11 protein-coding genes are annotated in these 14,523 nt (G+C 51.4%); 10 read left to right on the top strand and 1 reads right to left on the bottom strand.

Annotated features, from left to right (window positions below):
- Positions 1-20 precede the first annotated feature (20 nt).
- Positions 21-1,643 (top strand): extracellular solute-binding protein, encoded by a 1,623-nt coding sequence (locus NYE54_RS25255; protein ID WP_076324173.1) that lies wholly within the window; start codon positions 21-23, stop codon positions 1,641-1,643.
- 35 nt (positions 1,644-1,678) lie between these two features.
- Entirely contained in the window at positions 1,679-2,950 is a 1,272-nt protein-coding gene (locus NYE54_RS25250) for a Gfo/Idh/MocA family oxidoreductase (protein ID WP_339267038.1), read from the top strand.
- Positions 2,951-3,042: 92 nt separating this feature from the next.
- On the opposite strand, the gene NYE54_RS25245 is transcribed toward NYE54_RS25250, so the two are convergent.
- Positions 3,043-3,474, bottom strand: a complete 432-nt coding sequence (locus NYE54_RS25245) for an Lrp/AsnC family transcriptional regulator (protein ID WP_339267036.1) — start codon at positions 3,472-3,474, stop codon at positions 3,043-3,045.
- A 124-nt stretch (positions 3,475-3,598) separates the two neighbouring features.
- Between NYE54_RS25245 and NYE54_RS25240 the strand changes: the two genes are divergently transcribed.
- The 8 genes from NYE54_RS25240 to NYE54_RS25205 all read left to right on the top strand — a co-directional run bounded on the left by NYE54_RS25240 (position 3,599) and on the right by NYE54_RS25205 (position 14,444).
- Positions 3,599-4,357, top strand: a complete 759-nt coding sequence (locus NYE54_RS25240; RefSeq protein ID WP_339267035.1) for an MBL fold metallo-hydrolase — start codon at positions 3,599-3,601, stop codon at positions 4,355-4,357.
- Positions 4,358-4,672: 315 nt separating this feature from the next.
- Positions 4,673-5,563: a YafY family protein gene (locus NYE54_RS25235; protein ID WP_339267034.1), complete on the top strand. Its 891-nt coding sequence runs from the start codon at positions 4,673-4,675 to the stop codon at positions 5,561-5,563.
- Positions 5,564-5,616: 53 nt separating this feature from the next.
- Positions 5,617-6,435 (top strand): NAD(P)H-binding protein, encoded by an 819-nt coding sequence (locus tag NYE54_RS25230; protein WP_339267033.1) that lies wholly within the window; start codon positions 5,617-5,619, stop codon positions 6,433-6,435.
- Between the two features lie 61 nt (positions 6,436-6,496).
- A complete protein-coding gene (locus NYE54_RS25225) occupies positions 6,497-7,453 on the top strand; it encodes an ATP-binding cassette domain-containing protein (protein WP_339267031.1) in 957 nt (318 codons plus the stop codon).
- Complete coding sequence (locus tag NYE54_RS25220; protein ID WP_339267030.1) at positions 7,450-8,283, top strand: ABC transporter permease; 834 nt, start codon at positions 7,450-7,452, stop codon at positions 8,281-8,283. Before NYE54_RS25225 ends, NYE54_RS25220 begins: the two co-directional genes overlap by 4 nt.
- Positions 8,284-8,485: 202 nt before the next feature.
- A complete protein-coding gene (locus NYE54_RS25215; RefSeq protein ID WP_339267029.1) occupies positions 8,486-10,543 on the top strand; it encodes a 3'-5' exonuclease in 2,058 nt (685 codons plus the stop codon).
- A gap of 291 nt (positions 10,544-10,834) precedes the next feature.
- On the top strand, positions 10,835-12,610 hold the full coding sequence (locus NYE54_RS25210; protein WP_339267027.1) for an ABC transporter ATP-binding protein: 1,776 nt from the start codon (positions 10,835-10,837) through the stop codon (positions 12,608-12,610).
- Positions 12,594-14,444, top strand: a complete 1,851-nt coding sequence (locus NYE54_RS25205; RefSeq protein WP_339267025.1) for an ABC transporter ATP-binding protein — start codon at positions 12,594-12,596, stop codon at positions 14,442-14,444. Before NYE54_RS25210 ends, NYE54_RS25205 begins: the two co-directional genes overlap by 17 nt.
- Positions 14,445-14,523 lie beyond the last annotated feature (79 nt).

Below are 14,523 nucleotides of genomic sequence, written 5' to 3'. Positions count from 1 at the left end.
TGAAAAGGGGAGGATTACGGATGAAGCTGAAGCAATGGGGAAGTCTTCTGTTGACCTGCATGTTGTCGGTATCGTTGACGGTGGGCTGCAGTTCGAAAGGTTCGGGAGGAACGGCTGAATCGGACTCCGCGGGTGAAGGGAAAACAGCGATTAATGAGACCGGGTTTCCGATTGTCAGTGACAAGATGACGGTGACCGGATTTGCCGGAAAGTTCTTTGCCAACGCCGACTGGAACAACATCAAGCTGTGGCAGGAATATGAGAAAATGACCAATATTCAGGTACAGTGGGACACGGTGCACAAAGACAACTTGGCGGAAAAACGGAATCTGCTGCTCGCCGGCGGCGATTATCCGGAAATGTTCTATGCTTCCGCATTCCCGAGGCCAGATCTGCTAAAATACGGCAAGCAGGGCGCTTTTATCCCGCTGAATGACCTGATTGATCAATATGCGCCGAATTTCAAGGCATTGATGGAGAAATATCCTGTCATCGAGAAGGGGATTACGATGCCGGACGGCAACATTTACGGGCTTCCGACGCTGTACGATCCGGAATTCCGGTCCGTGCTGTACGGAACGCCGTGGGTGAAGTCGGAGTGGCTGACAAAGCTTGGCCTTCAAGAGCCGCAGACGCTGGATGAATTCTACGATATGTTGAAAGCGTTTAAGGAGAAGGATCCGAACGGCAACGGCCAGAAGGATGAATATGCATGGGGCGGCGTGGGAACTACCGGTATCGTCAACTATTTGCGCGGTTCGTTCGGCCTCAATTATCACGGAACCTCGAACATTAACGTGGATACCGATCCGGCGAGCGGAAAGGTCCGGTTCATTCCGACGGATCCAAGATACAAGGAACTGCTTCAGTTCGTGAACAAGCTGTACAAGGACGGCCTGTTGGAGCAGGATATCATGTCCGTGAAGAGCACGGAGGTGGACGCCAAAGGCGTGGAAGGTCTTCTCGGCGTCGTTGATAATGTGGACCCGATCGCCATCTACAATCAAGAGGGTTATGTAGGGCTTCCGGTATTGAAGGGGCCGCACGGCGATCAGATGTTCAGCGCCACGGGCTCTCCGCTGGGGAACATTGGGATGTTTGTCCTGACCGATAAAGCGAAGAATCCAGCCGCGCTGATCCGCTGGATGGATTACTTCTACAGTGACGAGGGCATCCGCATGTTCTTCATGGGCTGGGAAGATGAAACGTATAAGGAAGATGCTGATGGCAATGTGGATTACGTGGACGAGATCAAGAACAATCCGGAGGGTCTCAATCTGGACCAGGCGGTAGGGCAGTATCTGATATGGCCTGGCGGATATTATCCGGGTTTCGTGAAGCAGAAGTATTTCAAGGGAGCAGAAGGCCTGCCGACGTCCGTAGAGAATGCAAAAAAAGCCGAGCCGTACGTCATACCTCAAGACAAGGTCTGGCCGCCGTTTAACTTTACCGCCGATGAGCAGTCCGAGCTTACCGGTATCCAGACCGACATTAATACGTACGTGGATGAGATGCGGGATAAATTCATAGCTGGCAACGAGTCCTTTGATAACTGGGATCAATACGTAGCTAACCTGCAAAAGATGGGGTCGGAGCGCTATCTGGCCATTTACCAGTCCGCGGCTGATCGATATACCAAATAAAAGCGAGTAGCAGAACCTAAAAGGAGCGACATGATATGACACAATTGAAAGCCATATTGATTGGGGCAGGCGCGCGCGGCGCCGGGGGGTATGCCCCCTATGCCCTGGATTATCCGCATGAGCTGACCTTCGTGGCCGTGGCCGAGGCCGATCCGGCGCGGCGAATCCGTTTTGCCGAGAAGCATGGAATTCCGCCGGAACGGTGTTATGAATCCTGGGAGCCGCTGCTGGCGGAGCCCTGCCTTGCCGATATCGCCGTCATCTGTACACAGGATCGCATGCACTATGGCCCAACCATGCAAGCTCTGGAGAAACAGTATCATGTGCTTCTGGAGAAACCAATGTCTCCGGAACCGAAGGAGTGTCTTGAGATGGAGCAGGCGGCCATTCGCAACAACCGGCTGCTGACCATATGCCATGTTCTGAGATATACCCCTTTTTGGAGTACCATCAAACGGGTGATTCAGGAAGGGACCATCGGTGAGGTGGCTTCGATCCAACTGAACGAGAATGTGGGATACTGGCATATCGCGCACAGCTTTGTGCGGGGGAATTGGAATAACTCCGACAAGGCAAGCCCGATGATACTGGCTAAATCCTGCCATGACATGGATGTGCTGTCGTGGCTGATGGACCGGCCGTGTACGCAGGTCACTTCGTTTGGCTCCCTGATGCATTTCCGGGAGGAGCAGGCTCCCGAAGGTTCGGCCGATCGGTGCCTCGATTGCCAGGTGGAACCAACCTGTCCGTATTCGGCACCGCGGTTTTACTTGAGCGACCAGTACAAGGGATGGGCGGGGCATTTCACCCAGGAGCTGACCAAGCCGAACATCATTCAAGGGCTTCGCGATACGGACTATGGCCGCTGCGTATATCGGAGCGATAACAATGTGGTCGATCATCAGGTCGTTAACATGGAGTTTGAGGGCGGTGCCACCGCGATGTTCAGCATGTGCGGATTCACGTATGAACAGGAGCGCAGAATTCAGATCATGGGCACCCGCGGCGAGCTTCGGGGAGAGGAAGGCAAGATTACGGTTTACGATTTCCTGACCGGACAGAAAACGGAGATCACGATTCCTTCGCAGTCCAGCGGACATGGCGGGGGCGACAGCGGAATTGTGGCGAGCTTCCTGAAGGAGGTTCGGAGCTATAACGGGCAGGAGAGCCTGACGTCGGCCAGTGCCTCCGTACGAAGTCACCTTATTGCGTTCGCGGCAGAGAAATCGAGGCTGAATCACGGCGAATCCATCAATTTGAACGAATATGCGCGGGAATTGATGGCGGAAGAAAACGCGGTGAAATAAATGAAATCATATTAAAAATACATCATATGAAAAATTCACAATAGATACCAAGAAGAAACCGCCGATCTCGTGGATCTGCGGCTTCTTCTTTTTTATTTCACCTGATCAATGGACAGGCTGACTTTATAATTGCCGTACTTCAGAAGCTCTTCCAGAAAATCATTCAATTCCTTGGGTGAGCTGGCCCGTACTCTTAACCAATAACACCCTTCACCACTGACGCGATGGGTTTCGGCAACCATGTCATGTGACTGAACAAAGGATACAAAGGCGGAATGAGCCGTGTTTAACACCATGAACATGGTAATAAACGCATGAACCGTCAGACCGATTTTGTCCGGATTCCAGCGCAGCGTAAAGCCTTCAATGACACCCAGATCCTGCAGCTTCCGAACACGGGCCCCGACGGCTTGACCTGTCAAATGTACCTGCTGTCCGATGGCTTTGTGAGATAGGCTCGCATCCTCCAGCAGGTGATGTAATATGCGAAGATCGACTTTGTCGAGTTCATGAGCGCTTGGCATGGTCATTTCCTTTCACGATGAAAGTGAGTTCCCCTAATTCCTTTCACGAAGCTGTAGGCGGGAATATTAGCGTTCTCTATAATGGGTTCAGAACCATATTAAATGAAACAAAGGGGAAATGAAAGTGAAACTTCAGCTTATACGTAATGCTACGTTAAGAATACAGTATGCCCATCTTGAACTGCTGGTCGATCCGATGTTTAGCAATGCCAAGGCGAACCCGCCGGTCATCAACACTGCGAATGACAGACGGAATCCGCTTGTGCCGCTGCCGTTCTCCATGGCTAACAAGCTCCGTCCGAACGCGGTGCTGGTCACGCACCTGCACCTGGATCACTGGGATCAAGCTGCTAGAGATGCACTGCCAAAGACGACGCCGATTCTGTGTCAACCGGGGGACGAGGATACCTTGGCATCGCAAGGTTTTACGTCCGTGACGGCAGTCCAGGAAACCCTGGAATATGAAGGGGTTACGATAATCCGAACCGGCGGTCATCACGGTACGGGTGAGATCGGTCAGATGATGGGGCAGGTATCCGGTTTTATTTTGAAGGCAGAAGGACAGCCGACCCTGTATATAGCAGGCGATACCATCTGGTGTGATGAAGTGAAAGAAGTTTTGGATGCCCACAAGCCTGATATGACGGTGGTCAACGCCGGCGGTGCCCGGTTTCTCACGGGAGATCCGATCATCATGGATGAGGACGATGTGATCGAACTGCTGCGTTATGCTCCCCACACAAAGGCGGTTGCGGTCCATATGGAAGCCATCAACCACTGCCTTGTGACAAGAGAGGGGCTATCTGGCCGTCTGGCAGCGGAAGGTCTGCGCGCACAAATCGAAATTCCGCAGGATGGCGAATGGGTCGAATGGAAAGCGTAAAACGCAACAGCTGGGCATAGCAGGGGGGGCTGTCTCAAAAGATCTTAGATCTTGCGGCAGGCCCCCTTCTTGCTGCTAGAAGACGCTCCGTGTACGAATCGTTCCTCCCGTGCAGATCAAAAACAACCGGAGATTCCGGCGCATTCTGCTTCGGGGCTTGCATAAGGTGAGCCTGAGGTCGGGTGGCTTTCGCTTGCCAAAATAATCCCCATTCCAACAGGAACGATATTTAATCCTGACATACTAGATGTCAGGATTTATGATTTATCATTCGATTCAGAAGTCAAAAAGTACGACACGCGAGGAGTGTTAACGATGAAACTCGACAGGCTGCTAGGCATTACGATGGAATTGTTGACCAAAAAAAGAGTGACGGCCACGACGCTTGCCGCCCGGTATGAAGTCTCGGTTCGTACGATCTACCGCGATGTGGACCTCATTAATCAGGCTGGAATCCCGGTTGCTTCCTATCCCGGTGCGGATGGCGGCTTTGAATTGATGAGCGGGTTCTATCTGACGAGGCAGCACTTCTCCGTTGATGACTTTTTGGCGATCTACAATCTTTTGAAGGGCATCGAAAGGACTGTGAAGGGGAGATACACCACCATCATGAAGAAGCTCGGAACCTTGCAGCCCGCCCTGTTGAACGGAGGATGTCATGAACAAATCCTATTCGATATGAGCACGTCGGAACATGAGCGGGCATGGGTACAGCCCATTCTAAATGCCATTGAACGCTCGAACCTGATGACCCTTTATTATACGAGCACATCCGGCAGCTGCTCGGAGCGGCAAGTGGAGCCGCTCCAGCTGTACTGGGAACAAGGCGTGTGGTATTTGGAGGCTTACTGCTTGTTAAAGCAGGCAAAACGAATCTTCAGAGTATCGCGCATATCCAGTCTTGAAGTATCCACTGACACGTTCCTCCCAAGAGGAAACCTGGAGCGGGAGGATCAGGAGGTGGTGCCGGGTATACAGGCTCATCTTCGTTTCGATACTTCCGCGGGACCGCGGGTGACCGAGCAATTTCCGGAGGCCTTCATCTCCGGCGAAGGACTTCTTGATGTCCAAACCATTTTTTATACCAAAGCTTATGCGATCTCGGTGATCTTAAGCTACGGTTCCAAGGTGGAGATCATCTCCCCGCCGGAACTGAAAGAAGACCTGCTGCAGGAGCTGGAGGAAATACGTAAACGTTATGAATGATGAGCAATCCAAAAATATGAATCGTAAATCAACGATCAAGGAGGAAGTTCAATATGACTATTTTGGTAACAGGTGCTACAGGTACCGTTGGAAAGCACATCGTGCAGCAACTTGTTCAGCAAGGTATAGAAGTAAGAGCGATCTCTCGCAATCCGCAGCAAGCGAAAGTACCGGAGGGCGTCCAGATAGTTGCCGGGAATCTCAATGACCCGGAAAGCCTGATTCCCGCCCTGCAAGGCGTGACGGCTATGCATTTGATCATCTCCAGTGATGAGGCTTATGGGACCCTGCAGACGGATCCGCGGATTATTGAGCTTGCCGAGAAGGCCGGCATAAAGCGGGTAACGGTATTGGTGGGCTATGAAGAAGGTCCTGTCGAAGCCGCCCTTCGAGAGAGCGCAATGGAATGGACCTTGCTTAAGCCAGGCGAATTTATGGCGAATATTCTGGTGGATTGGCAGGAGTCGATCCGCACGGAGGGGGTTGTCCGCGAGCCGTTCGGCCATGCGCTGAGTGCGAGAATACATGAAGCGGATATCGCGAGGGTTGCCGTCGCCGCACTTCTTGAGGAAGGTCACCATGACCAAGAATATTTCCTTACGGGACCGGAAGCCCTATCGCGAACGGAAGCGGTTCGGATCATAAGCGAGGTAACAGGCAAGGACATCCGTTTTGTCGAACTGACCGAGAAACAGGCGAGGGATCAATGGAGAGGGCAAGGCTATGACGAGGAATCGATTGAGTTTTTTGTGCAAATGGGAAAAAATCCGCCCGAGATCGGTTATACAGTTTTGCCGACGGTAGAGGAAGTCACGGGGCGTCCGGCAGCAACGCTTGCTGATTGGGTCCGTGATCATTTGGACGATTTTTAAGAATAAGCCGGCATGGCATACTGTAGGTCGGTATTTATAGAAAGAGGAGGAGTTGTGAAACTTGCCTTACGCCATTGAAACGAAGGAGCTTCGCAAATCTTACAACGACATGGAGGTCGTTCAAGGAATTGATCTACGAGTCAAACAAGGAGAGTTGTTTGCCTTGTTAGGGCCGAATGGCGCCGGAAAAACAACCACCATCCATATGTTATCCACCCTGGTTAAGCCGGATGGGGGGTTCGCAAGCGTGGCCGGGTTTGATGTCGTGGGCAATGCCCGGAACGTTCGGAGAAAGATTAGCCTGACAGGCCAGTTTGCAGCACTGGATGAAGGACTCTCCGGTCTTCAGAATTTAATGCTGATTTCAAGACTTTACGGTTATTCGGCGAAAATGGCTCGATTCGTAAGCGAGGAGTTGATCGAATCTTTTGGACTCAGCGAAGCGAAGGACCGCGTGGTACAGCGTTACTCTGGCGGGATGCGGAGACGGCTGGATATTGCCGCCAGTATCGTTACCGAGCCCGACGTTATTTTTCTGGATGAGCCGACAACTGGCCTCGATCCGCAAAGCCGCAATCAAGTGTGGGAGGTGGTAAGGTCGCTTTTGAAGCGGGGAACCACCGTGCTGCTGACGACGCAATATCTGGAAGAAGCTGACCAGTTGGCGGACCGAATTGCCGTGATGGATAAAGGGAGTTTGATTGCGGAAGGGACGCCCCGGCAATTGAAGGCTTCCGTTGGCAACAGAACGTTAACCATCCAATTCATCGAACCGACCAATCAGCACAAGCTCGGTACTTTGTTAAACGAGGAACACGCGCTGAACGTATTGCAGGACAATCATCCGTTGGTACATAAGATTCCGGTGAAGAATGCAAGTGCTGCGAATCAGGCCCTTTGTACGCTGATGAAGAACGGGTTCGCCATTGAATATTTCGCCTTGAGCGAACCGAGTCTGGACGAAGTCTTTCTGTCATTGACCCACGCGAAGTCGAAGGGAGGCAGAGGTACTCCATGAGTGTGAGCCAACATACAGCGAATAAGGACGGCGTGCTGCCTGTTCGCCAAGCCGACACCGATCCTCCCAATGCCCTGATGGCAATTCGAATTTTTATGTGGAGAACCTGGCAGCATACCAAGCATAACGGATTTGGTCTGGTGATGGACGCGGTTCTGTCGCCGGTTTTGCTGCTGCTTATATTTAGTTACTTGTTCGGCGGCGCCATGGCCGGGTCAACCGGGGCTTATATTCAATTCCTATTGCCCGGCATTCTAATCCTGACAGTCGTTCCTATGACGGTGTATAGCGGAACCACGATATGCTCGGATATTACCAAAGGGGTATACAATCGTTTTCGAACGCTGCCCTTTTGGCAGCCCGCCTCCGTGCTTGGTTCCATCCTGACGGATGGTTTACGCTATACGGTCGGCGTTATCGTTGCTCTGGGTACAGGGCTTGCGCTGGGCTTCCGCCCCGAGGGCAGCGTCATCCAAATTGTACTCGCCATTGCTTTCATCCTATTTTTTGCATTCAGCGTCAGCTGGATATTTGCGCTGATCGGCGTCGTGGCCAAACGGCCGGAAACGGTTTCGGGGTCCAGCATGATTGCGATATATCCGCTGCTGTTCGCCAGCAACATTCTGGTGGATTCGTCGACGATGCCAAAATGGACGGGCATTCTCATCGATCTGAATCCGATCAGCATGGCGGCAGCCACCGTCAGGGGACTGATGAACGGCACGGCAACCATGCCTGTGATTATGACCGGAATTGGAGTCAGCGTGCTGTTTATCGCTATTTTCACCCCGCTTACACTGTATCTGTACCAGACAAAAAACGAGCGGTAATAGGCACAAAAAAACCAGGTTTGCATGAGCATGCAGCCTGGTTTTTCATCTATTTATCGTCATTATGGTTGATGTAAATCGTATCGCTATTTTTGGACCCACGATAAATACACAATACTACAACGGAAAGTATAAGTCTATATTTTTTTCGGGAAACCCCTATACTTAGAGCTATTCTTTAGCATAGAGGGGGAATTTACGAATGCTGAATCCAAGCGAAAGCGCAGAGCGGGAGTATCTAGAGTTTGTATTAAAGGAGCTTCATCGAGCATCGGAGGAGTTAGAGGGGAAGGTGTCTGATTCGTACAAAGATATCATTGAAGCGAAGAAATATCTGTGGGTGAACATGGCCCAATTGGATGCGGCGGAACGAGCGGCCAACCGGGTTGATATTTCCTTATCGATTGATACGGGAGAGAAGACGGTGGCCAGGCTGCAAAAGATTCGCAAACTACTTGCCTCGCCGTATTTTGGCAGGGTGGATTTCCGAACGAATGAAACGATTGAAGAAGGTGCTTACTATATCGGCATCCATTCTTTCACGGACGGAGGGAGTCAGGAGCATTTCATCTATGATTGGCGCTCGCCGGTGGCAAGCTTGTTCTATGATTACAATGTCGGTCCTGCGTCGTATGAAGCGCCCATGGGCAGGATGCAAGGCGAAATTACCGTCAAAAGGCAGTACAAAATCAAAGACGGTCATATGGAATATATGATTGAGAGCGCCATGAACATCAATGACGACGTTCTGCAGAAGGAGCTCAGCAGCACGTCGGACGAGAAGATGAAGAATATTGTGGCTACCATCCAGCAGGAGCAAAATGCCATCATACGAAACGAAACCGCAAATGAGATGATCATACAGGGGGCGGCAGGCTCAGGCAAAACCTCAGTGGCTCTGCATAGGGTAGCGTTTCTATTGTACCGCCATAAGGAGACCTTGACTTCCAGCAACGTGCTCATTATATCCCCCCATAAAGTGTTCTCCGATTATATATCCAACGTTCTGCCAGAGCTTGGCGAAGAGAAAATCATGGAGGTTACGATGGAGGAGCTTGCTGCCAAAGAGCTGGGTGGATTATGTCAGTTTCAGACCTTCTCCGAACAGGTGAACGAAATCGTGAGCACCCATGACGAGCAGGTCATTGAACGGATCCGGTATAAGGCCAGTATGCACTTCGTACACGAGCTGGAGGCTTATATGAAATATGCAGATGAGCAGTTCCTCCTGCCTGCGGATATTCAGCTGAAGGGCGTATGTATTTTGGCTTCGGAGATCAGGGACATTTACCTTAGCATCATGACCATGCCGCTCAGGCAGCGCTTGGAGAAGACGGCCTCCATCCTGTCAGGCCGGGTTCGTACAGAGGATGGAGAGAGACTGACTGCGGCAGAAGCCAAAAAGGTCAAAACCGCGATCAAGAAAATGTTCAAATCTCAAAATGCACTCAGCATGTACAAGGAATTCTTCTCGTATAGGAACATACCGGACATGTTTGTCATGAAAGGAAGGAAAATGATCGAGTATGCAGACGTTTTTCCGCTGCTGTATCTCAATATGTATTTGGAGGGAAGCACGTCATACGATATGGTGAAGCATCTGCTGGTCGATGAAATGCAGGATTATACACCCATTCAATATGCCGTGCTCTCTAGATGGTTTTCGTGCAAAAAAACGATTCTTGGGGACAGCAATCAGTCGGTCAACGTATATACGTCCACTTCACTGCATGATATCAAGGGCGTGTTTCCACATGCCGATACGATTGAGTTGTTAAAAAGCTATCGCTCCACGCTGGAGATTATGGGACTTGCGAAGCGGATCCATCCGGGCAGCACCATGATTCCCGTGGAGCGGCATGGAGAAGAACCGCAGGTGATCCGGTGTCGTGACGCCCAGCAGGAACTGGAGTTCATACAAGATCTTAGCCGTCACTTTTTAGATTCCGGAATGCAGACGATGGGGATCCTATGCAAAACATCTTCACAGGCCCGGCAGGTGTATGAGTCCATCAGAGAGCTTGAGGGCAGCGTAAATTTGCTCGATTTTAGCAGCGACCGCTTTCAGGATGGGATTACGATCACCTTCGCCCATATGGCCAAGGGCCTGGAATTCGATCAGGTTATCGTTCCTTTTGCGGACGCCGAAAACTATCGTTCCGAGATGGATCGAAGCTTACTCTACATTGCTTGTACCCGGGCCATGCATAAGCTATCGCTGACCTATTCGGGCGAGCTGGCACCTTGGTTGGCCGTGTGAGCGTGAGCCGAAAATCAGGATAGCGTCATCCATGTCATCCATAGGAAAACCTTTTTAAAAAAGTCGCGACCGATGTTTGCGGCTTTTTTCTTTAGATGATTGGAGTGAAATTACATCGATTATTGTTACTCTAGTATGTCTAAATTTGAATAAATCATATGGCCGTTCAGGAAGGAGGACCGATTTATTTCTAGAACCTATTAATATGGGAGTATCACAGCAAACGTATGGAAGGAGGAAAACGTAAAGGACTAATCAATCCAACAACGGGACAGGAAGTGATATGGGACATTGGACTCTCATCGAATACTCGGAGATTTTTTCAGGAAGACGTGGCCGTTTTATGTATTGTCGGTTTGCTGCCATTTGGTTGCTAACATCATTCACGTGAATTTCCCGAGGGTGTTGGGCAATTTCACGGATGAACTGAAGGATGGTTTATTGTCTGTCGACGGTATCGTGCAGTACAGTTGGACGCTGCTGGGCATCGGTGTCGGCTTCGCCGTCATCGGCGGCATCGGCCAGTTTCTGGTGATGTACACGGGACGGTATTTCGAATTTATGAACCGGCGCCGATTGTTTGTCCACTTTACGGGGCTCAGTGAGCGATTTTATTCCAAGAATGGCGTTGGCAAGCTGCTAAGTTATTTCATGAATGACGTGACGACAGTAAGGGAAGCGATCTCGATGGGGATCAATCAGACGGCAAACTCCTCCATCCTTCTGGTCTCCACGATCGTCATGCTGCTTATAACGAATGTACCGCTGTATCTGGTGGCTGCGAGCATCGCTCCCTTGCTGCTGATTCCGGTAATTGTCGTTTGGCTCGGGCCGATTATCAGGAGAAGATCGCTGCAGGTTCAGGAAGCGCTGGGTTTGATGACAGAATCCGCAGAGGAGCAGTTTGGAGGGATCCGTGTCACCAAGAAGTTCGCGGTGGAAGACACGATGAAGCGGCGCTTTGGGACGACGGTGGACCGCATCCGGGACAAGCAGCTGCGGCTGGTTCGCGTGTCATCGCTCTTTCAATCGATCATTCCGTTTCTGGGTGCCGCCTCACTCATTATCGCCCTCTTATTCGGCGGTTATCTGACGATTCTGGGCCGCATTACGGTCGGAAACTTTGTCGCATTGACGCTTTACATCCGCATGCTGATGAATCCGCTGCAGCAGATTGGCAATGTCATTAATGTCGTTCAGCGCGCGAGGGCTTCGCTTGACCGATTGAACGACCTGCTTGGCAAGCAGGCCGACATTAAGGAACTGCCTGGCGCCAAGGCGCTGAATCAGGAGATTCCAGGCATCGAAGTGCGTGATTTATCCTTCTCCTATGATGATGTGAATGGTCAAGAGGAGGGGAACAGACAGGTTCTGCGCGGCATTCAATTGGATGTTCCGCCAGGATCGACGCTGGGCATCATTGGCCGAACGGGAAGCGGCAAGACTACGCTGATGAAGCTGCTGCTGCGTACCTACGATCCGCCTCCGGGGAAAGTGCTGATCGGGGGCGTGGATATTCGGAAGCTTACATTAAAAAGCCTGCGCGAAGGGATCGCCTATGTTCCCCAGGACGGCTTCCTGTTCAGCTCGACGATCCGCGAGAATATTGCCTTCTATAAACGGGACACGGATCCGGCTGTCGTTGAGGAAGCGGCACGAAAAGCACGGGTGTATGACAACATCGCGGAGTTTCCGGACAAGTTCGAAACCCGCCTTGGGGAGCGAGGCATTACGCTGTCCGGAGGACAGCGGCAGCGGACAAGCCTTGCACGGGGGATGATTAAGGATGCACCTATCCTCATTCTGGATGATAGCGTAAGCGCCGTCGACGCGGTGACGGAGACCGAAATTATGGAGACGATTCGCGATATCCGCGCTGGGAAGACCACGATCATTATTGCCCACCGGATCAGTGCATTGAAACATGCCGATGAGATCATCGTCCTGGATCAGGGAGAGATCGTTCAGCGGGGTACGCATGAAGAACTGCTGTCGAAGGACGGACTGTACCGAACGCTGCATGACATTCAGGAAGAGGGGATGAAGCATCATGGCACAGGCCATTAACAATTGGCAGCTGGACCAGAAGGCGGATCTGAATGCCCCTCAGTCCAAGCCCAAATATATATCCACATTTCGTGCTTTATCGGGTTATATGAAGGAATATCGGCTGATCTTTGCCGGGTTTATCGGCTGCACCTTGATTGCCATATCGGCAGAGCTGCTGCAGCCGTACCTGATGAAAATCGCAATCGATGATAATCTGATGGTCGGCAAGAACGATTTTCGGAGCCTGATGGTCATTTGCGGCATTTATTTTTTGTTATCGCTGCTCAGTATGGTGTTCACCTATTTGCAAAATAATTTGCTGCAAAAGGCGGGGCAGAGCATTGTAGCGAGCATTCGCAAACGGCTGTTTGCCCATATATCCAAGCTGTCGATGTCTTATTTCGATAAAGTGCCGAGCGGCAGCTTGATTACGCATGTATCCAGTGATACCGAAGCGATTAATCAGTTTTTTAACCAGGTGCTGCTCAGCCTGTTCCGCGACGGATTCACTTTGATCTTCATTCTGGTCTTGATGTTCCAGCTGGATGTCACACTGACCTTATACTGCTTGATCCTGCTGCCGATCATTGCAGGAATCGCCATTGCGTTCCGGCGTTATATGCGCCACACCTATCAGATGGCCAGAACAAGGTTATCCCGGCTGGTGGCCTTTGTGGCGGAGAATCTCTCGGGGATGAATCTGATTCAAGTTTTCCATCAACAGAAGGAGCAGGAGAAGCAGTTCGAGGAACGGAACGGCTCTTACTTCAAGGCCAATATTCGGGAGATCCGGACGAATGTGCTGTTTAACCGCTCCTACGAAATATTGAACAACTTGGCGATTGCGTTCGTGACATGGCTCGGTGGACAAGCCGTCCTGGGGACAACGCTGGAGTTCGGCGTGCTGTATGCCTTTATAACGTATATCCGTTTATTCTTCCAGCCGATTAACACGATCACCCAGCAGTGGAATACGCTGCAATCGGCAACGGTGGCGATTAACCGGATATGGGGCCTCCTGGCGATTCAGCCTGAGGTTACCGATCAACGCAAGCCGGTGACTATTGAGAAAGCAAAAGTTGAGGGACGCGTTGACTTTGACCGGATCACGTTCGGTTACGAAGGCGGGGCGCCGGTCATTCAGGACCTGGATCTCCATATCAAACCCGGAGAGATGATCGGGATCGTCGGAACCACCGGAGCGGGAAAAAGCTCACTCATCAGTCTCCTATGCCGTTTCTATGATGTGAACGAAGGAAGCATTCGGATTGATGGAATCGACATTAGGGAGCTGGCACAGTCTGACCTGCACCGGATGGTAGGCCTTGTTCAGCAGGAGCCGTATCTCTACTCCGGCACGGTACTGGACAATGTACGGTTGTTCGATGAGACCATCTCGAGGGAGCGGGTGATCGAGGCTTGCCGCTTTATCGGTGCGGATTCGATCATCATGAGGATGAAGGAAGGCTATGATACCCGGTTGTCGGAGCGGGGCAGCGGCTTGTCCGCCGGTGAGCGGCAGCTGATCTCCTTTGCCCGGATCATCGTGTTCCAGCCCAAGATTCTCATTCTTGACGAAGCAACCGCCAATCTGGACTCACACACGGAGCAGCTGATCCAGAACGCGCTGCAACTCGTGGCCGAGGGGCGAACGACCCTAGTCATTGCCCATCGCCTATCTACCATCATGGGGGCAGACCGGATTTTAGTCATGAGCAAAGGCCGGATCGTGGAGCAAGGCACGCATCAGGAACTGCTGGACTCCCATGGGTATTATGAAGAGCTGTATCTTCACTCCCAAGGACAGAAGCAGGAGCAGGAGGCTGCCGGTTCATTGTATCGGACAAGATAACAGCTATAAATTCTTCCCAGAGGACGGAGCTTTCATTAGCGCTGTCTTCTTTTTTATGAGGGGCCGATTATGGAAGCAG

This window comes from Paenibacillus sp. FSL K6-1330, assembly GCF_037976825.1.
Classification (GTDB): Bacteria; Bacillota; Bacilli; order Paenibacillales; family Paenibacillaceae; genus Paenibacillus_AQ.
This window is presented reverse-complemented; position numbering and strand designations above follow the sequence as displayed.